Below are 17,392 nucleotides of genomic sequence, written 5' to 3' on the forward strand. Positions count from 1 at the left end.
TCAGGCAGCCCCGGCGGTTTTCATCAGGTCGCCCAGCGAGCTCTTCTGCTGGCCTTGCGCGTCGAAGTTCTCCGGTGCGAGCCAGTTGCGGAAGGCTTGTCCGACCTTCGGCCACTCGCTGTCGAGGATCGAGAACCAGGCGGTGTCGCGGTTCTCGCCCTTGACCACCTGGTGCTGGCGGAAGAGGCCTTCGTACTGGAATCCGAAGCGCAGAGCAGCGCGCTTGGAGGGCTCGTTGCGGTTATTGCACTTCCACTCATAGCGGCGATAGCCGAGCGAGAAGCCGTATTCGCCGACGAGATAGACCGCTTCCGTCGCCATGCGGGTGCGCTGCATCGACAGGGAATAGGTGATCCAGCCGACCTCGAAGACGCCGTGCTCGGGCCTGATCTCCATCATCCAGAGATGCCCCTTGGCCTTGCCGTCGGCTTCGTCGATCACGGCGAAGGCGATGATGCCGGCCTTGCTTGCCATCATCGTCAGCAGTTCGCGATACGCCTCGCGGCTCGGCGGAAGCGTTGCGGGCAGCCAGTCCCAGACGGAAGGATGGCCCTCCATGGCCTGCCAGATATCGTCGAGATGGCGGGCGGGATCGAGCGGTTCCAGCCGGCAATAGCGGCCCTTCAGCACCTTGGCCGGCGGGAAGGAGCGGGGCGTCCAGTTCAGCGTCGTCATGCCTTGATCGTCCTGCGCCAGGCGGTGAAGTCGTGGGTAATCTGCCAGTCCGGGCCGAGCTCGGCGGCGATGGCCGCGGCGAGCGCCGCGCCTTCCGCTTCCCAAGCGCTGCGCTCGGCCTCGCCGGCGAAGTCGGAGGCGGCCTCGTTCGCCTCGTCATAGATCGCGTCGAAGGTGTCCATCCAGCTTTCCAGCCGGTCGGCGAGCTCGTCGGAGAGGTCGATATCGTCGGCATCGACCGGCTTGCGCTTGCCCTTGGCGTCGATCTGCCAGAGCCCGCTCTTGCCGAGCCATTCCGGGGCAATGAGAAGCTGCCCGCTCACGAGCGCGCCTTGAGATCAGCGCTGAAGAACGGATTGAGTGGCGCCGAGGCGCCGTTGCCGGCGAAGCCCTTGAAGCTGCCTTCGTCTTTGATCAGGCGTGTTGCCTCGATGAAGGCCGCCCAGGCAGCGCGGGCGAGGGCCGCCCCGATCGAGATGCGGCGCGTGCCGGTCGCGGCGATATCGGCGACGCTGAGGCCGGCATCATTATAGACCAGCGTGTTGACCGGCTTGCCGCCGGCCGCCGCGACAATGGCGCTGATGTCGGCCACCGTCTTCGGGCCGGGGGCGTAGAGCACATCGGCGCCGGCCTCGGCATAGGCCCTGATGCGCCGCACCGACTCGTTCAGCGCATCGGGATGCCCGGTCAGGAAGCACTCGGCGCGCGCGGTCAGCACGACGCCGGTGCCGGTCTCGTCGACAGCGCGACGGGCCGCCTTGATGCGCTCGACGGCGAGCTCGAAGGGATAGAGCGGCTCGTCGCTGCGGCCGGTCGCGTCCTCGATCGAGAGGCCGGCGACACCGGTCGCGATGCAGAGCTTGACGTTGGCCGCGACGCCGTCGGGCGTATCGGCATAGCCGTTCTCGAAATCGGCGTTGACCGGCAGATCGGGCACTGCCTTCACCAATTCTGCGAGGTGGGCCAGCATCATGTCGCGCGGCACGTCCTGGTCGGCCCGCCCCTGCGTGAAGGCGAAGCCGGCGCTGGTCGAGGCCAACGCCTTGAAGCTCTGGCCGCGCAGCCAGCGGGCCGAGCCCTCGTCCCAGGGGTTCGGCATGACGAAGCAGCCGGATTCGTGGAGTTTGCGAAACGCGTCGACTTGCGGGCTGTAAGTCATTTTAAATCGTTTCAAATGAGCTCAGGGGCGTCATACTGGCCGCATTGAACGGTTTTGTCAGCCCTACTGCCGCGCATCTCGGGGGTGACGCCAATGCGCGGGCTTCATGTCCCGCAACGGTTGGAACCGGAGAACTTCTTCCCTGCGCGTCTCCGCGACAGGCCGATCGCCCTGGCTCCTCCCTTCCGCCTTGTGGGGAAGGGCTGGGGATGGGGGTGGTGCCGCTTGGCGACCGGCAGCAGAAACAAGGTTTGGCAGCAGCGACAGCGCCATCAGCTTCTGCCGACCGCTCCGGCTTTGCGACCCCCACCCCTGCCCCTCCCCACAAGGGGGAGGGGATTCCGCGCGATCTTCCGAAAGGACGACGTCAGTGGTTGTCGCGCGGAATGCCGAACTTCTTGTGGATCTTCTGGTACTTGACCGCCGGCTTCAGCACCATGCCCTCGGAGAGCTCGTCGACGATCTTACGCTGGATCTCCTGCCAGGGCGTCTGGCTCTTCGGATACTTGTAGCCGCCGGCCGCCTTGAGCTCGGCGCGGCGCTTCTCCAGCTCCTCGTCCGAGATCAGCATGTTGGCAGTGCGCTTCTTCAGGTCGATGCGGACCTTGTCGCCGGTCTTGAGCAGCGCGAGACCGCCGCCGGTCGCCGCTTCCGGCGAGGCGTTGAGGATCGAGGGCGAGCCCGAGGTGCCGGACTGGCGGCCATCGCCGACGCAGGCGAGGGCAGTGACACCCTTCTTGATCAGGTAATCCGGCGGCCGCATGTTCACGACCTCGGCCGCGCCGGGATACCCGACCGGGCCGACGCCGCGGATGAACAGCACGGTGTGCTCGTCGATCGCCAGCGCGGGATCGTCGATGCGATGGTGATAGTCCTCCGGCCCGTCGAAGACGACGGCCTTGCCCTCGAAGGCCATCGGGTCCTTCGGGTTCTCCAGGTAGCGCTTGCGGAACTCCGGCGTGATCACCGAGGTCTTCATGATCGCCGAGTCGAACAGGTTGCCGGAGAGGTTGAGGAACCCGGCTTCCTTCTTCATCGGCTCGTCATAGGCCTTGATGACCTCGCGATCGCCCGAGAAGGCGCCTTCGCAGTTCTCGATATGGGTCTTGCCGTTGGCGGTGATCGCCGGCTTCAGCTTGCCCTTGGCGATCAGCTCGGCGATCACGGCGGGCAGGCCGCCGGCACGGTAGTAATCCTCACCGAGATATTCGCCGGCAGGCTGCATGTTGACCAGCAGCGGCGTGTCGTAGCCGATCTTGGTCCAGTCCTCATTGTCGAGCTTGACGCCGATATGCTTGGCGATGGCGTTGACGTGGATCGGCGCATTGGTCGAGCCGCCGATCGCCGAATTGATGACGATGGTGTTCTCGAAGGCCTCGCGCGTCAGGATCTTCGAGGGGATCAGGTTCTCCCAGACCATCTCGACGATGCGGCGGCCGGTGAGATAGGCCATCTCGTAGCGGTCGCGATAGGGCGCGGGGATCGCGGCGGCGCCGGGCAGGGTCATGCCCATCGCCTCGGCGAGCGCGTTCATGGTCGAGGCCGTGCCCATGGTGTTGCAATGGCCCGCGGATGGCGCGGACGAAGCGACCAGGTCGACGAAGCCGCGATAGTCGATCTCGCCGGCGGCCATCATCTGGCGCGCCTTCCAGACGATCGTGCCCGAGCCGGTGCGCTCGCCGCGGAAGGAGCCGTTCAGCATCGGGCCGCCGGGCAATGCGATCGCCGGGATGTCGACGGTCGCGGCCGCCATGATCTGGGCCGGCGTGGTCTTGTCGCAGCCGGTGGTCAGCACGACGCCATCGATCGGGTAGCCGTAGAGGATCTCGACCAGCGAAAGATATTGCAGATTGCGGTCGAGCGAAGCGGTCGGCCGCTTGCAGGTTTCCTGGATCGGATGGATCGGGAACTCGAAGGGCACGCCGCCCATCTCGCGGATGCCGTCGCGGACGCGGGAGGCGAGTTCGAGGTGGTGGCGGTTGCAAGGGGCGATGTCGGAGCCGGTCTGGGCGATGCCGATGATTGGGCGCCCGGACTGCAACTCCTCGCGCGACAGGCCGAAATTCATGGTGCGCTCGATATAGAGCGCGGTCATGTCGGCATTGGCGGGATTGTCGAACCAGGCTTTCGAGCGCAACTGCTCCGGCTTGATCTTGCGGACCGGCTTCTTCCCAGGCGTCTTGCTCGTCGGCGTCTTGGCCATCCCGTCATTCCCTCTCGCAGCCAGGCGGCGTTCGCGCCGCTTCGGCATCGTCTTTAAATCGATTTGATCGGCAGATCATGCCGATCGCAAGCGAAGTGGCAAGAACACTTGCCGCAGTTGCTGTATGCTGCATACAACGACTTGAGGTGCCGTGCCAATCGCTTGGTCGGCGCCTTCGCCAGCAAAGGTCGCTGCGGCGCAGTTTGCAAGTGTTCCAAATGCGTCCCCGTCGCGACCGGGACGCACGCGGCGGGCTTGCGCGGTTGCCGGCTTTGCGGCCAAGACAGATTGAACGCGCGGCGACGAAAGATCTGCCGCGAGCGAAGAGGAAACCGCCATGACGCTGCACGTCGTCCCATCTTTCGGCCGGATCGGCGAGGAGAACGCCTTCGCCGTGCTCGCTCGGGCCACCGAATTGCAGCGCCAGGGCAAGGACATCATCAATCTCGGCATCGGCCAGCCGGATTTTCCGACGCCGGAGCACATCGTCGAGGCGGCGGTGAAGGCACTGCGCGACGGCCATCACGGCTATACGCCGGCGAACGGCATCCTGCCCTTGCGCGAGGCGGTGGCCGCCGACCTGCATAAGCGTTTCCAGGTCGAGGTCTCGCCGGAGGAGGTGATGATCGTGCCGGGCGGCAAGGTCACCATGTTCATGGCGATCCTGATGTTCGGCGAGCCCGGCGCCGAGATTCTCTATCCCGATCCCGGCTTCCCGATCTATCGCTCGATGATCGAGTATACCGGCGCGACGCCGGTGCCGGTGCCGATCCGCGAGGAGAACGGCTTTGCCTTCTCCGCGGAGGAGACGCTGTCGCTGATCACGCCGAAGACGCGGCTGCTGATCGTCAACTCGCCGGCGAACCCGACCGGCGGCGTCACGCCCAAGGCCGAGGTCGACAAGCTCGTCGCCGGCCTCGCGAAGTTCCCCGATGTCGCCGTGATGTCGGACGAGATCTATGACCAGATGCTCTATGACGGCGAGAAGCACGTCTGCCTGTTGAGCTATCCGGAGATCCGCGACCGGCTGATCCTGCTCAATGGCTGGTCGAAGACCTATGCCATGACCGGCTGGCGTATGGGCTTCTCGGTCTGGCCGAAGCCGCTCTACGACAATGCCCGCAAGCTCGCGGTGAACTCGCATTCCTGCGTCAACGCTCCCGCGCAATGGGCGGGCCTCGCTGCGCTGACCGGCCCGCAGGACGAGGTCGCGATGATGCTGGCGGAATTCGACCGGCGCCGGAAGGCGGTGGTCACCGGTCTGAACGGACTGCCGGGCGTCTCCTGTATCGTGCCCAAGGGCGCCTTCTACGCCTTCCCGAACGTCTCGCAGACCGGCTGGAAGGCGAAGAAGCTGGCTTCCGCCTTGCTGGACGAGGCCGGCGTCGCCACGATCGGCGGGCCGGATTTCGGCGTCCATGGCGAAGGCTATATCCGGCTCTCCTATGCCAATTCGCTGGAGAATATCGAGCGGGCATTGGGGCGGATGGGCGAGTTCCTGAAGAGCGCGAAGGCGGCCTGAGGATGATCACCTGCCATCTGCGCTACGTCGTCGACCCCTATCAGCTCCCAGCCTTCGAGGCCTATGGCAAGGCCTGGATCCGGCTGGTCGAGCGGTTCGGCGGCAAGCACCACGGCTATTTCATGCCGTCGGAAGGGACCTCCAACGTCGCGCTGGCGATGTTCAGCTTCCCGTCCTTCGCGGAATACGAGGCCTATCGCGAGGCCTCGTTCAAGGACGCCGAGTGCCTTGCAGTGGTCGCCGAGAACGAGAAGCACCGCTTCATCATCAGCTATGAGCGCAGCTTCTTCCGGCCGGTGTTCGAGGACGACCAGGGCGTCAAGCGCGCGCCCTGATCAACTTGAAGGCTTCACGCGGCCCGGCACCAGCCGCACCTTGCGCGGCGCCGCCAGCCAGATCGCCGCCGCCGAGACGACGCAGCAGGCGATGACCAGCAGGAAGGCGAAGCGATAGCTGCCGGTCGCGTCATGGATCGTGCCGGCGAGCCAGGGCCCGGCCGCGCCGCCGCCGAGCAGCGCCACCGTGACCGTCCCGAAGATCGCGCCGAAATGCGGCCCTTCGAAAATCTCGAAGACGATCGGACCCAATACCGAGGTGATCGCATAGCCCAGGAAGCCCTGCGCGATCACCATCACATAGAGCAGCACGGGCGAGGGGGTGTGCTCCAGTGCGATCAGGGCGGCATAGCAGATGGCGAAGCCCAGGCAGCCCGCCATCCAGATCCATTCGCGGCCGATGCGGTCCGACAGGGCGCCGAGGCCGATCTGGCCGGGGATGGCGACGGCGCTGACCAGGCCCAGCGCCCAGGCGGCCATCAGCGGAGAAAAGCCGACCTCGATCAGGTACTTGGTCTGGTGGACCTGCACGGCGTACCAGGCGATCAGCGCGCAGAAATAGCCGATCATGATCCACCAGAAGCGCGCCGTGCGCAGCGCCCGCGCCAGTGTCCATTCGACCGCGACCCAGGCCGGATCGACCACCGCCGCCTTGCGCTGCGCGGCGACGGCGCCAGCCGGGCCGGTTTCGCCATCCGGCTGCAGGCCGAGATCCTGCGGCTTGCGCCGGACCAGCAGGTTGAGCGGGCCAAGCAGGAAGAGCACGAGCAGGCCCATGATCCAGCAGGCGGCGCGCCAGCCATCCCGGCTGATGATCGATTGCAGCCAGGGCAGCAGCAGCAACGCACCGACCCCGACACCGGAAAACGCGATGCTGATGGCAAAAGCCCGACGGCGCACGAACCAGTTCGGCAGGAACAGCGACTGCGCCGAAAAGCTCATCAGATTGGCGCCGCAGCCGACGAGGACGCCGAGCGTCAGATAGAGGTGCCAGGCGGCGCCGATCGCGGGCGCGATCAATAGGCCCGCCGCCAGCATCGCGACGCCGATCTCGATGACGACGCGTGGGCCGTGCCGGTCCATGACGCGGCCGACGAAGGTGCTGGTCACGGCCGAGAGCAGGAAGCCGAAGGAGAAGGCGCCGGAGGCGAGTCCGCGATCCCAGCCGAACTCGTCGATCAGCGGCGGCAGCAGCAGCGAGAACGCCGTGCGCGCGTTGACGGCCACCGCCATGGTGACGAAGGCGATGCCGATGACGAGCCAGCCATAATAGAACGGCAGGCGCGCCGACCAATGCGGGTTTGGTGATTGCATCCCGCATTGGATGGCTGGGCGCGCCGGGCGGTCAATCCGCGCCCGGCGCACTGCAGACCTGCGTTACAGGTCAGGCCTTCGCGGCGCTCGCCGCGGCGTCGATGTTGGCGACCAGCTCGGCATCGAGGCCCAGCGAGCCGGCGAGGCCGGCGAGGAAGTCCTTCTCGGCCGGGGTGTCCGGATTGATGGCGATCCGGGCGGCCGTATAGATCTGCGCGGCGAGCTCGGGCGTCTCGGCGCCCTCGACCAGCGCATCGACGCTCGCCGGGTTCGCAAGCTCATTAGTCAGCCACTGATTGGCTTCGGCGTCGAGCCCAGCCTCGCGCAGGCCACCGAGGATAGCGTTGCGCTCGGCGTCGTCGATATGGCCGTCGGAGGCGGAAGCCGCGATCATGGCACGGATGAAGAGCAGCGCATGCTCGTTCTTCGCCGCTTCCGGCTCGAAGCCGGAGCCGGCGGGAGCCGGCAGCGCGGGCTGCTGATCGGCGCCGAGCAACGGCTTGCCAGCCTGATAGTTCTGATAGGCCTTGTAGGCGAGGCCGCCGACCAAGGCCAGCCCACCGAGCTTGGCTGCGGAGCCGGCGATCGAGCGGCCCGCGGACGTCCCGAAGATCAGCGCGCCCAGGCCGCCGAGCACGGCGCCGGCCGCGAGCTGGTTGCCGCCGAGCATGCCCTTGGCCTGCTCGATCAACTGCTCGGGCGTCTTGCCGCCGGAGAGCTGGCCGACAATGTCCGTGGCGCCCTGCTGCAGGCCGGTGTTGCGGGCGGCGTCCTGCACGCCCTGGCTGGCCTGGCCGAAGATCTGGCCGGCCATGCCGGCGAGGCCGCCGGCGCCGCCAGCCTGCTGGACCTGCTGGGCGAGATTGCCGAGCACGCCGCCCAGCCCGCCGGCCTGCCCGCCCTGGGCGCCAGCCTGGCTGCCCGCATTGACGAGGGCGTCGAGGAGGGACTTGGCGTTGAACATCGAGAGAGCTCCCTGATAGGTCTGCTGCCGCCGCAATCTAGGTATGCACCGGCCGGGACGCTAGGGCCGCCATGCGATTGCGACGAGAGCATGACGCATGCGATCGCGTGGCGGAAAAACGCGCCGGGGCCTTGCCAATCCCGGCAAAATCCTTATACAGCCGGCCATCGCATCAGGCACGCATGTCGTTTGCTCGATGAGGGCCGGCCCGCCGGCTCGCGTCGCCTTCAGTTTTTTGACCGGTTTCGCCGCAGGGCGGGCCGATGGGAGTACGGGCTATGAAGATCCGCAATTCGCTGAAGTCGCTGCGCGCGCGCCATCGCGACAACCAGCTCGTGCGCCGCAAGGGCCGCGTCTACATCATCAACAAGGTCCAGAAGCGCTTCAAGGCGCGTCAGGGCTGAGGTTTCGCGCGGCCGTTAGGCCGCGCTGGAAGCTTCCTTGTCGAGTTTGAAAAAGCGGGCTGCACATTGTGCGGCCCGCTTTTTTGGCTTGCACATGGCCGTGTTCTCCAGCGATCTCGCTGGGCCGTGAATTGACCTCGGGCTGCATCAGGCCCACCTTGAGAGCATGAGGTTCTTTCGCCTTGCCCGTATCGCACTGATTCCGGGGCTGCTCCTCGCGGTTGCGCCGGTCGCGCTCGCACAGGACAAGCCGCTGCGCGATGGCGCGGTTCCAAACGCCGATCGCGACGACAAGCCGAATCTGCCGGAAGCGCCGCCGCGCGGTCAGGCCGTGACGCTCGACAAGCTGTTCGAGCGTCTTGCCGCCGCCAAGACCGCGGAAGAGGCCAAGGGAATCGCCAATCTGATCCAGCGGCGCTGGGCCCGTTCGGGCTCGGATACGGCCGACCTGCTGATGACGCGGGCGCAGGACGCGCTGAAGGCGCGCGAGCTGCCCCTGGCGATCGAACTGCTCGACCGCGTCATCACCCTGGAACCCGACTGGGCGGAAGGGTGGAATCAGCGGGCCAATGCGCTGTTCCTCGCGGGTGATCCGATTCGCTCGCTGCTCGACATTGCCGAGACGCTGAAGCGCGAGCCGCGCCATTACGGCGCAATGATGGGGCTCGGCACGATCCTGCGCCAGCAGGGCGACGACAAGCGCGCCATGGTCGCCTATCGGCGGGCGCTTGCGGTCTATCCGCAGCTGGAGGGGGTCAAGGACGCGGTCGAATCGCTCAAGCTCGAGGTCGACGGCCGCGACGCCTGAGTTTTTGGCGTCATGCTCGGGCTTGACCCGAGCACCCCCGGCCGAATGAAACTCCGATAGCGCTTTCTCATCCTGAGATTCTCGGATTTCCGCTTCGCTGCGTCCGAGAATGACGCGCGTACTTGCTCTTGCCATTTGGCAGCATTTTATCTATCTTCTGCCAAATGGAGATTGCCCGATGAGCCAGCTCTCGCCGGTTCCGACCTCGCCCGATGCCTTCTCGCCCGCCGCGATCACGGAGGCCGAGGCTGCGGCGATGTTCCGCGCGTCGGTGAACCTCTTTCGCCTCTGGGGGCTGACCGACGAGGAGGCCGCGGTGCTGCTCGACCAGCCGGTGCGCAGCTATCGGCGCTGGAAGGCTGGCGAGATCGGCCGCATCGACCGCGATGCGCGGGCCCGGCTCTCCAACCTGATGGGCATCCACAAGGCGCTGCGCCTGATCTTCCGCGAGCCGCAGCGCGGCTATGCCTGGATCAAGGCGGGCAACGAGGCCTTCGCCGGCAAGTCGGCGCTGGACGTGATGCTCGGCGGCGAGCTCACCGACCTGATGCGGGTGCGGCGCTATCTCGACGCGGAGCGCGGGCTCTGGTGAGCCCCGGCGACTTTCCGGTCGCGCAGGTCCAGTGGCCTGGCGCGGTTCGCATCATCCGCAGCGCCTTTCCGCCGATCGACCTGTTCGAGGACATCGCCGACCCCGCCGACTGGCCGCTGCTGATCCTGGCGGAGATGAAGACCAATCCGCGGTTGATGGAGACGATCGGCAATCTCGATCTGGTGCCGGCGTCCCGCCGCGTCTCCGGGGCGGGGGCGAGCTGGCTGATGGCGCCGTTCACCCATGTCAGCCGCGACCGGCCGAGCCGGTTCAGTGACGGTTCCTTCGGCGTGCTCTATGTCGCCGAGGGCTTCGAGACGGCATTGTTCGAGACGATCCACCACCATGGCCGCTTCATGGCGCGGACGAAGGAGCCACCCGGCTGGACCTCGCAGTTCCGGGAACTCGTCCTGTCGATCGACGCTGCCCTGCACGATCTGCGCGGCGAGCGGGCAGGCGAGAGCGCGCTGCTGCGGCCTGATGATTATGCGGAAAGCCAGGCGCTGGGTTCGAGGCTGCGCGCTGCCGGCTCGGATGGCGTCGCCTATCCGAGCGTGCGCCGGCCAGGCGGGGAGTGCGCCGGGCTGTTCTGGCCCGACCTCGCCGGCAATCCCATGCAGGGCCGGCATCTCGACTATCACTGGGACGGCGAGCGGGTCGATCTCTACCGCGAGGCGGGGACCGGCAAGGTCTTTCGCATCGGGTAGACGGCCGAGGAGGATCGTCTTGCGTATCATGTGCCTGAACGGCTGGGGCGGAACGCTGCACGAGGAGGCGCAAGCCTATCTCGCGCGGGAAGCGCCGGATGTCCTCTGCCTTCAGGAGGTCGTCCATACGCCAGCGACGTCGAAGGAATGGCTGGACTATCGCGACGGCGATCATGTCCTGCCGCAGCGCGCCAACTTCTTCCGGGACGTGTCGGAAGCGCTGCCGGAGCATGTTGCGACCTTCTGCCCAGCGGCTCAGGGCGTTCTGTGGGATGGCGATGAGACCGTGCCATCGCAATGGGGGCTCGCGACGTTCGTTCACCGCAGCTTTCCCATCATCGGGCAGGTGCAGGGTTTCGTGCACAAGGGATTTTCTCCGGACGGCTATGGCGAGCATCCGCGCTCGCGCAGCGCTCATGTCGTCCGGATCCACGATTTCGACCGCGGCTGGCCGATCACCATCGCGCATATGCACGGTTTGAGAGACCTGAAGGGCAAGATCGACACGCCGGAGCGTCTCCAACAGGCCCATCGCTTCGTCGCGTTGATCGAGACGGTGGTACAGCCGGGAGATCGGCTCGTCGTCTGTGGCGACTTCAATGTCGAGCCCGGCAGCCGGACCTTCGAGGTTCTGGCTGGGATGGGACTGGCGGACCTCGTCGTCGGCCGCGGCCATTCCGACACGCGGACATCCCATTACAGGAAGCCGGGCCGCTATGCCGACTACATGCTGGTGAATGAAGCGGTCGATGTCCTCGGCTTCGCGGTCGTCGGGCAGCCCGAGGTTTCCGACCATAGGCCGCTGCTGCTCCACATCTAGGCGTTCGAGGCTGCCTCCCGATCGCGTGGGAGGCAGCCCATGCATTGATGCGATTAGGCTGCGAGGCGGGCGCGCGTGCGCCCGATCATCAATGCGGCTTCTGCCGCTTCGCGACCCTTGGTCACGAAATGCGCCCTGAAGATCTCGGCGTGATGCGGCCCCTCCCGGTAGTGGTGTGGGGTCAACGAGACCGAAAGAATGGGCACGCCGGTATCGAGCCCGGCTCGCATCAATCCATCGATCACGGCCTGCGCGACGAACTCGTGGCGGTAGATGCCGCCGTCCACGACCAGGGCCGCAGCGGCGACCGCGGCGTAGCGGCCGGTCGAGGCAAGGTCGCGCGCGAGCAGCGGCATCTCGAATGCTCCCGGCACGTCGAACACATCGACCTGACCGGGAGGGATGACCTCGAGGAAGCCCTTGAGGGCCTGGCCGACGACATCGGCGTGCCAGGCAGCTTTGATGAAGGCATAACGGGCGAGTGTCACAGTGATCTCCTTTCGCGACAGACACGTCACCCAAGGCGATCACGGCTGCGCGCCGCGCCGGAAGGCGCGGACGACAGCACGTTCTCTTTCATCCGGACTATGACCGTCGGCTCAGGCATCGCACCTGATCTGCTGACCCTTTCTCGCGAAAGGCGCTCGCGGGCTCACGGCCGAGGCCGCATACCGCCGGTGGGGAATTTCGCCCCGCCCTGAGAACGGAGCCACGTTACCCGACTGGCACGCCGCGGCAAGGAACAGCCGCCATGCGCTGGAAGCGGGAGCATCGCGGTGAATGCGTGGCCTCCAGCCTCACCGCACCTCGCGTGCGAGCTTGCCGGCGAAGCCCAGCAGGATCACGCCGGAGACGATACGGAAGACGCGGTAACGTGTCTGCGTGATGAAGCGGGTGCGCAGGATGCTCGCCAGTGCCGAATAGGAGCTCAGCGACAGGATCGAGATCGCGCAATAGGTTGCGATCATCAGCGCCGCCTGCGGCAGGATCGGCTTGGCGGGATCGATGACCTGCGGGAACAGCGCGACGAAGAACAGCACCGCCTTGGGATTGGCGACCGCGAGCAGCATCGCCTCGCCGAAGAGGTTCTTGCCGGAAATCTGCGGCGCCACGCTGCCGCCAAGATCGAGCGTCTCGCGCTTCAGGATCAATTGCAGGCCGAGGAAGGCGAGATAGGCGACGCCGAGCCAGCGGAACAGTGTCCAGAGCAGTTCGGAGGCGAGCACGAAGGTGGCGACGCCGCCGGCGCAGAACGACCCGGCGATGATGAGCCCGGCGGTATTGCCGAAAATGGTCGGCAGGACCCTGCGGAAGCCGAGCTGCGTCGCCCGGCGGACCGTGTTCAGGATCGCCGGCCCGGGCGTGACGATGTTGACCGCACAGACCAGGGCGAAGGAAGACCAGACCAGCCAATCCATCGTCGTGCTTCCTCTGTCGCATCGTGCGGCGCGTGGCCGGCTGCTGTCATGAGGCAACATAGCCTTGGGACCGGCAGCGTCGACTGCGTGGCCGGCGGGGCCGTTCCCGCATCGGCGGGGCTTGAGTTCGTCGTGGCCCAGGCCCTTGCTGCTGTCATCCTGGCGACGCCAGCCATGCCAGGATCATGTCGAAGCTCGCTTCGGAGCCGCCGCGGCTCGAGCTGTTCCGAAAGACCTGGAGCGGAGGTTTTGCAGCGTGGCCAAGCTCATCTTCGGAATGAACCTGTCCCTGGACGGCTATGTCGATCACGAGGCCTTTGCGCCCGATGCCGTGCTCTTCCGCCACTGGATCGAGCATGTGCGGGGCCTGGCGGGCAGTATCTATGGTCGCCGCATGTACGAGATCATGCGCTATTGGGACGAGGACCAGCCCGAATGGACCGCAGATCATCGCGACTTCGCCGCGGCATGGCAGCGCCTGCCGAAATGGGTGGTGTCGCGCTCGCTGACGTCGGTCGGCCCCAACGCGACACTCGTCGCCGATGACCTGGCGACGGCGATCCGCAGATTGAAGGATGAGCTGGCCGGCGAGATCACGGTGTCCGGGCCGAAGCTGGCGCAAAGCGTGACCGAGCTTGGCCTCATCGACGAGTATCGGCTCTACTTCCACCCGCATGTGCTCGGCCACGGCGCGCCGTTCTTCGCAGGTCCCCGGCCGCCGCTCCGCCTCGTCGCCAGCGATCGCATCGGCGAGAGCGTGATCAGGTTGACGTATGTTCCTGGCTAGCTGCACCCCAGCGCTTGCTGGTGTGTGTCTCCACGGCAGGCCTAATTCGGGTCAAATGCGGAAGTTGGGATAGCTCTCGTAACCGGACCTATCGGCGGGTTCTCAGGCGATGATTTGCCGCTAGCGTGACGCCTATGGGGGCGAAAAGACGTCGGCTTTGCCGACTTGGGCAATCGCTTCGCCAAACAGGACCTCTTGTCCCTTAAGCGTGTAGGGAAACATCACTATCACCGAGTACGCGTCCCGGTGATTCAGAGAAACCGCAATGGCGTCGGACATTACTCTGTCCCTGGGCAATGCGACGCGCACGCCATAGAACAAGGCTGTCGCCTTGTAGTTTTCCTCGACCGCGCCTTTGATGAACGCCTCTTTGATCAGTCGAATGATGTCTAGTGAGGGAGGCTGTTCCCGACCATCATATCCGGTCACCGACACGAGCTCACCATCAAGGCGCATCGCACCTCCGAATGGGAAGAACTCGCCGTGTTTGCTGAGCATTTCCCCCGCGAAGGGTAGGCCGGCATTCATCAGCTCTTCGCAGTCGGCTTTCGCGCTCATCAGCGAATCCATTAGCAGACCTTCTCAATGTCCGACATCGGCCAAAAGCAACCGCGCAAGAGTCCGCCCTAAACCCGTACCGCTTTCGCCTTCCGATCCGCCCCACCGAACACTCTGAGATACCGTGCGATCTCGGCGGGGTCGCCGGTCGCCTTGTTCGGGTTGTCGGAGAGCTTCACCGCCGGGCGGCCATTGGCGCTGACGACCTTGCAGACCAGTGAGATCGGGTCGAGATCGGGCGTGCCGACCGGCGAGCAGCCGACGAAGTCGTTGGTCAGGTTGGTGCCCCAGCCGAAGCCGGTGCGGACCCGTCCGTGGAAATGGCGATAGGCCTCCTCGATCGAGTCGATGTCCATGCCGTCGGAGAAGATCAGCAGCTTGCTCTTCGGATCGCGGCCTTGGGATTTCCACCAGGCGATGATCTGCTCGCCGGCCTCGATCGGCGGGGCGCTGTCGGGCCGGAAGCCGGTCCAGTCGGCGAGCCAGGCGGGCGCGTCGCGCAGGAAGGCGGTGGTGCCGAAGGCGTCCGGCAGCACTATCAGGAGGTTGCCGCCATAGACCTGGCGCCATTCGTCGAGCACGCGATAGGGCGCGCGCTTGAGTTCCTCGTCGCTGTCGGCCAGCGCCGCCAGCACCATCGGCAATTCATGGGCGTTGGTGCCGATCGCCTCGAGATCGTTCTCCATGGCGAGCAGGACGTTCGAGGTGCCCGTGAAGGTCGGCCCGAGGCCCTCCTTCAGCGCCTCGACGCACCAGCGCTGCCAGAGATGGCCATGGCGGCGGCGCGTGCCGAAATCGGAGATGCGCAGATCGGGCAGCTTCTTCAGCCGCTCGACCTTGTCCCAGAGTTTCGACTTGGCGCGGGCATAGAGCACGTCGAGGGCGAAGCGGTCCCAGGTCTTGAGCGCCTGGCGCGAGCGCAGTTCGTTGACGATGGCGAGCGCCGGGATCTCCCACATCATCGAATGGGTCCAGGGGCCGGCGAAGGTCAGTTCGTACTGGCCGTCGACCTTGCGCAGCTCGTAGTCCGGCAGGCGGAATTCGGCGAGCCAGGCGATGAAGTCCGGCGTGAACATCTGGGTCTTGCCGTAGAAGCTGTTGCCGGCGAGCCAGATCAGCTCCTTCTTGGTGAAGCGCAGCCCGCGGGCGTGGTCGAGCTGGGCGCGCAGCTCGGCTTCCTCGATCACGTCGGCGAGGCGGATCTGTTTGGAGCGATTGATCAGGCCGAAGGTGACCTGCACCTCCGGATGGAAGCTCCTGATCATCTGCAGCATCAAGAGCTTGTAGAAATCGGTGTCGAGCAGGCTGCGGATGATCGGATCGAGCCGCCAGCTGTGGTTGTAGGTCCGGGTGGCGATGTCGGTGAGGGCCATGGGTTCGCTGGCTCGCAGAGGCTGACTATCCCAGCAGTAGAGCAGGGGAGGGCCAAGGGGAATGGTGGCCGGCGAGGCCGGGACTTTCCGGTCTCGGCGGGGGCCGTTCAGGTCATAATCATCCCTGATTGATCTTCTTCGGTTGATAAACAACGATGGAGCATCGTGCAGCCGTCGGGACGAGCCGGTGAACATCAACCAGATCGAAGCCTTCCTGGTGCTGGCGGAGTGCCTCAGCGTCACCGAGACCGCCAGGAGGATGCATTGCACGCAGCCGGCCGTGACCATGCGCATCCGCATGCTCGAGCAGGAACTCGACACGGTGCTGTTCGACCGGATCGCCAAGCGGATGCACCTGACGCAGCAGGGCACGGCCTTCCGGGACTATGCGCTGCAGGTCGTCAATGCACTTGGCGCGGCGCGCGAGCATCTGCGCCAGATGGGCGACCCGATGAGCGGTACCATCCATTTCGGCGCCAGCAATTTCATCGGCGTCTATCTCGTCCCGGCGATCATCGCCCAGCACAAGCAGCGTGCGCCGAAGCTGGCCTTCGAGCTCGACATCGCCTCCTCCTCCGAGCTGATCCGCCGGCTCGAGGCCAACAGCGTCGAGTTCCTGATCGTCTCTGACCAGATCGAGCTCGATCCACAGCGCTTCCTGTTCCGCGAGCTCTGCCGCGATGAGCAGGTGCTGATCACGGCGCCAGGCCATCCCTTTGCGCGGCGCGGCGAGGTCACACCGACGGAACTCGCCAAGGAGACCTTCCTGATCAAGCCCGAGCCTTCGGCGACACGGCAATTCCTGACGGAACGGATGCGCCGCTGCGGGATCAGGCTCGGCACGGAGATGCACATCTCCAGCCTGGAGGCGATCAAGCAGGGCGTGATGCACGGTCTCGGCGTCTCGATCGTCTCGCGGATGGCGGTGGCGCAGGAGATCGCCGGCGGCCTGCTTGCCGAAGTTCCGGTTGCGGGCGCTACCTTCGAGCGAGGCATCAGGATCGTGCACCATCGTGGCAAATTGCTCTCGCCGGCGACGGCGCGCTTCCTCGACCTTCTGGTCAGCGAGCCCTTGCCGGGGCGGTTCGCGGCGCTGCGCTGTGATCAGTCGGCCACGTCCAGATCGGGCGTGAAGGCGCCGAGGTTATAGGCTTCGAGCCGGGGCGCTGCCGCATTGCCATTGGCGAAATCGAAGATGGTCAACGTGCCCGGCGTCACCGGCAGGATCTGGTGGGGGGCGAGGCCGAGCAGCACGTTGCAGGCGGCGCGGACGACGCCGCTATGGACGATGGCGAGGAGATCGCCGCCGCCGCGCCCGACCCAGTCGGCGAGCGCATCGCGAATGCGCGTCGTGAACTGCTGCCAGCTTTCGCCGCCGGCCGGGGTCAGGCGGCCGGCGCGCCAGGCGGCATAGTCGTCGGGCTGGCTGGCGATCAATTCGTCCTTGGCGCGGCCGGTCCAGGCACCCATGTCGAGCTCGCGCAGGCGCGGCTCCAGCACGGCGTCGCCATAGCCGACGAGCCGGGCCGTCTGGCGGGCGCGGCCGAGATCGGAGGAGACGACCCTGGCCGGGGCAAGCGTGCGCAGGTTCGACGCGATCGCCTGCGCCTGGGCGACGCCGCGCTCCGAGAGAGGCGAGTCGTCATGGCCCTGCAGACGCTTCTGCGTGTTCCAGAGGGTTTCGCCATGGCGAAGCAGGATCAGTCTCATCGGATCGGCTCTGTCGTCGGGAGATTGGCTGCGGTTCGTCGAA

Annotated in this window: 20 protein-coding genes and 1 riboswitch; of the genes, 9 read left to right on the plus strand and 11 right to left on the minus strand. The window is 66.0% G+C overall.

The window, feature by feature from the left end:
• The 4 genes from AC3WLC_RS06060 to AC3WLC_RS06075 form a co-directional block, all read right to left on the minus strand.
• Window positions 1–675 carry a GNAT family N-acetyltransferase gene (locus AC3WLC_RS06060; RefSeq protein WP_493683020.1) on the minus strand — a complete coding sequence of 225 codons (675 nt, stop codon included), beginning with the start codon at window positions 673–675 and terminating at the stop codon, window positions 1–3.
• Window positions 672–998 carry an immunity protein CdiI family protein gene (locus tag AC3WLC_RS06065; RefSeq protein WP_493683021.1) on the minus strand — a complete coding sequence of 109 codons (327 nt, stop codon included), beginning with the start codon at window positions 996–998 and terminating at the stop codon, window positions 672–674. Before AC3WLC_RS06065 ends, AC3WLC_RS06060 begins: the two co-directional genes overlap by 4 nt.
• Complete coding sequence (locus tag AC3WLC_RS06070; RefSeq protein ID WP_493683022.1) at window positions 995–1,834, minus strand: isocitrate lyase/PEP mutase family protein; 840 nt, start codon at window positions 1,832–1,834, stop codon at window positions 995–997. Before AC3WLC_RS06070 ends, AC3WLC_RS06065 begins: the two co-directional genes overlap by 4 nt.
• Window positions 1,835–2,201: 367 nt before the next feature.
• The gene (locus tag AC3WLC_RS06075) at window positions 2,202–4,037 is read right to left on the minus strand and encodes an IlvD/Edd family dehydratase (RefSeq protein WP_493683023.1); all 1,836 of its coding nucleotides are present in this window, start codon (window positions 4,035–4,037) and stop codon (window positions 2,202–2,204) included.
• A 337-nt stretch (window positions 4,038–4,374) separates the two neighbouring features.
• Between AC3WLC_RS06075 and AC3WLC_RS06080 the strand changes: the two genes are divergently transcribed.
• Window positions 4,375–5,559: a pyridoxal phosphate-dependent aminotransferase gene (locus AC3WLC_RS06080; protein WP_493683024.1), complete on the plus strand. Its 1,185-nt coding sequence runs from the start codon at window positions 4,375–4,377 to the stop codon at window positions 5,557–5,559.
• A gap of 2 nt (window positions 5,560–5,561) precedes the next feature.
• Entirely contained in the window at window positions 5,562–5,894 is a 333-nt protein-coding gene (locus AC3WLC_RS06085; RefSeq protein WP_493683025.1) for an NIPSNAP family protein, read from the plus strand.
• On the opposite strand, the gene AC3WLC_RS06090 is transcribed toward AC3WLC_RS06085, so the two are convergent.
• Window positions 5,895–7,208, minus strand: coding sequence for an MFS transporter (locus tag AC3WLC_RS06090; protein WP_493683026.1), 1,314 nt, complete (start codon window positions 7,206–7,208; stop codon window positions 5,895–5,897).
• A 70-nt stretch (window positions 7,209–7,278) separates the two neighbouring features.
• A complete protein-coding gene (locus AC3WLC_RS06095; protein WP_493683027.1) occupies window positions 7,279–8,172 on the minus strand; it encodes a tellurite resistance TerB family protein in 894 nt (297 codons plus the stop codon).
• A gap of 278 nt (window positions 8,173–8,450) precedes the next feature.
• Between AC3WLC_RS06095 and ykgO the strand changes: the two genes are divergently transcribed.
• The 5 genes from ykgO to AC3WLC_RS06120 all read left to right on the plus strand — a co-directional run bounded on the left by ykgO (window position 8,451) and on the right by AC3WLC_RS06120 (window position 11,503).
• Window positions 8,451–8,576, plus strand: coding sequence for a type B 50S ribosomal protein L36 (gene ykgO / locus AC3WLC_RS06100; protein ID WP_038363015.1), 126 nt, complete (start codon window positions 8,451–8,453; stop codon window positions 8,574–8,576).
• 166 nt (window positions 8,577–8,742) lie between these two features.
• A complete protein-coding gene (locus AC3WLC_RS06105) occupies window positions 8,743–9,384 on the plus strand; it encodes a tetratricopeptide repeat protein (RefSeq protein WP_493683029.1) in 642 nt (213 codons plus the stop codon).
• A gap of 178 nt (window positions 9,385–9,562) precedes the next feature.
• Complete coding sequence (locus AC3WLC_RS06110; protein WP_493683030.1) at window positions 9,563–9,976, plus strand: MbcA/ParS/Xre antitoxin family protein; 414 nt, start codon at window positions 9,563–9,565, stop codon at window positions 9,974–9,976.
• Complete coding sequence (locus tag AC3WLC_RS06115; RefSeq protein WP_493683135.1) at window positions 9,970–10,683, plus strand: RES family NAD+ phosphorylase; 714 nt, start codon at window positions 9,970–9,972, stop codon at window positions 10,681–10,683. Before AC3WLC_RS06110 ends, AC3WLC_RS06115 begins: the two co-directional genes overlap by 7 nt.
• 19 nt (window positions 10,684–10,702) lie before the next feature.
• Entirely contained in the window at window positions 10,703–11,503 is an 801-nt protein-coding gene (locus tag AC3WLC_RS06120; RefSeq protein WP_493683031.1) for an endonuclease/exonuclease/phosphatase family protein, read from the plus strand.
• A 53-nt stretch (window positions 11,504–11,556) separates the two neighbouring features.
• Here the strand turns inward: AC3WLC_RS06120 and AC3WLC_RS06125 are convergent, their stop codons facing one another.
• Together AC3WLC_RS06125 and AC3WLC_RS06130 are read right to left on the minus strand one after the other, a co-directional pair.
• Window positions 11,557–11,991: a 6,7-dimethyl-8-ribityllumazine synthase gene (locus tag AC3WLC_RS06125; protein ID WP_493683032.1), complete on the minus strand. Its 435-nt coding sequence runs from the start codon at window positions 11,989–11,991 to the stop codon at window positions 11,557–11,559.
• Window positions 11,992–12,067: 76 nt separating this feature from the next.
• Window positions 12,068–12,212: riboswitch (FMN riboswitch) on the minus strand.
• Window positions 12,213–12,300: 88 nt separating this feature from the next.
• Window positions 12,301–12,921: a LysE family translocator gene (locus AC3WLC_RS06130; RefSeq protein ID WP_493683033.1), complete on the minus strand. Its 621-nt coding sequence runs from the start codon at window positions 12,919–12,921 to the stop codon at window positions 12,301–12,303.
• Window positions 12,922–13,177: 256 nt separating this feature from the next.
• On the opposite strand from AC3WLC_RS06130, the gene AC3WLC_RS06135 reads away from it, so the two are divergent.
• Window positions 13,178–13,708: a dihydrofolate reductase family protein gene (locus AC3WLC_RS06135; RefSeq protein ID WP_493683034.1), complete on the plus strand. Its 531-nt coding sequence runs from the start codon at window positions 13,178–13,180 to the stop codon at window positions 13,706–13,708.
• Between the two features lie 132 nt (window positions 13,709–13,840).
• On the opposite strand, the gene AC3WLC_RS06140 is transcribed toward AC3WLC_RS06135, so the two are convergent.
• Window positions 13,841–14,266, minus strand: a complete 426-nt coding sequence (locus AC3WLC_RS06140) for a hypothetical protein (protein WP_493683035.1) — start codon at window positions 14,264–14,266, stop codon at window positions 13,841–13,843.
• Window positions 14,267–14,334: 68 nt separating this feature from the next.
• A complete protein-coding gene (pncB, locus tag AC3WLC_RS06145; RefSeq protein WP_493683036.1) occupies window positions 14,335–15,639 on the minus strand; it encodes a nicotinate phosphoribosyltransferase in 1,305 nt (434 codons plus the stop codon).
• Between the two features lie 187 nt (window positions 15,640–15,826).
• Here pncB and AC3WLC_RS06150 point away from each other — a divergent pair, with 187 nt between their 5' ends.
• Window positions 15,827–16,789, plus strand: a complete 963-nt coding sequence (locus tag AC3WLC_RS06150) for a LysR substrate-binding domain-containing protein (RefSeq protein ID WP_493683037.1) — start codon at window positions 15,827–15,829, stop codon at window positions 16,787–16,789.
• Here the strand turns inward: AC3WLC_RS06150 and AC3WLC_RS06155 are convergent.
• The gene (locus AC3WLC_RS06155; protein WP_493683038.1) at window positions 16,744–17,349 is read right to left on the minus strand and encodes a histidine phosphatase family protein; all 606 of its coding nucleotides are present in this window, start codon (window positions 17,347–17,349) and stop codon (window positions 16,744–16,746) included. The two genes, AC3WLC_RS06150 and AC3WLC_RS06155, sit on opposite strands and share 46 nt — an antisense overlap.
• Window positions 17,350–17,392: the final 43 nt, after the last annotated feature.

The organism is Allobosea sp. GW821-FHT03A12 (assembly GCF_058986765.1).

Excerpts from the sequence above, each read along its gene's own strand:
- AC3WLC_RS06140 (WP_493683035.1), bottom strand. The coding sequence starts at position 14,266 with ATGAGCGCGAAAGCCGACTGCGAAGAGCTGATGAATGCCGGCCTACCC.
- AC3WLC_RS06060 (WP_493683020.1), bottom strand. The coding sequence starts at position 675 with ATGACGACGCTGAACTGGACGCCCCGCTCCTTCCCGCCGGCCAAGGTG.
- AC3WLC_RS06095 (WP_493683027.1), bottom strand. The coding sequence starts at position 8,172 with ATGTTCAACGCCAAGTCCCTCCTCGACGCCCTCGTCAATGCGGGCAGC.
- AC3WLC_RS06110 (WP_493683030.1), top strand. The coding sequence starts at position 9,563 with ATGAGCCAGCTCTCGCCGGTTCCGACCTCGCCCGATGCCTTCTCGCCC.
- AC3WLC_RS06105 (WP_493683029.1), top strand. The coding sequence starts at position 8,743 with ATGAGGTTCTTTCGCCTTGCCCGTATCGCACTGATTCCGGGGCTGCTC.
- AC3WLC_RS06090 (WP_493683026.1), bottom strand. The coding sequence starts at position 7,208 with ATGCAATCACCAAACCCGCATTGGTCGGCGCGCCTGCCGTTCTATTAT.
- AC3WLC_RS06080 (WP_493683024.1), top strand. The coding sequence starts at position 4,375 with ATGACGCTGCACGTCGTCCCATCTTTCGGCCGGATCGGCGAGGAGAAC.
- ykgO (WP_038363015.1), top strand. The coding sequence starts at position 8,451 with ATGAAGATCCGCAATTCGCTGAAGTCGCTGCGCGCGCGCCATCGCGAC.
- AC3WLC_RS06075 (WP_493683023.1), bottom strand. The coding sequence starts at position 4,037 with ATGGCCAAGACGCCGACGAGCAAGACGCCTGGGAAGAAGCCGGTCCGC.
- AC3WLC_RS06155 (WP_493683038.1), bottom strand. The coding sequence starts at position 17,349 with ATGAGACTGATCCTGCTTCGCCATGGCGAAACCCTCTGGAACACGCAG.
- AC3WLC_RS06085 (WP_493683025.1), top strand. The coding sequence starts at position 5,562 with ATGATCACCTGCCATCTGCGCTACGTCGTCGACCCCTATCAGCTCCCA.
- AC3WLC_RS06130 (WP_493683033.1), bottom strand. The coding sequence starts at position 12,921 with ATGGATTGGCTGGTCTGGTCTTCCTTCGCCCTGGTCTGTGCGGTCAAC.
- AC3WLC_RS06070 (WP_493683022.1), bottom strand. The coding sequence starts at position 1,834 with ATGACTTACAGCCCGCAAGTCGACGCGTTTCGCAAACTCCACGAATCC.
- pncB (WP_493683036.1), bottom strand. The coding sequence starts at position 15,639 with ATGGCCCTCACCGACATCGCCACCCGGACCTACAACCACAGCTGGCGG.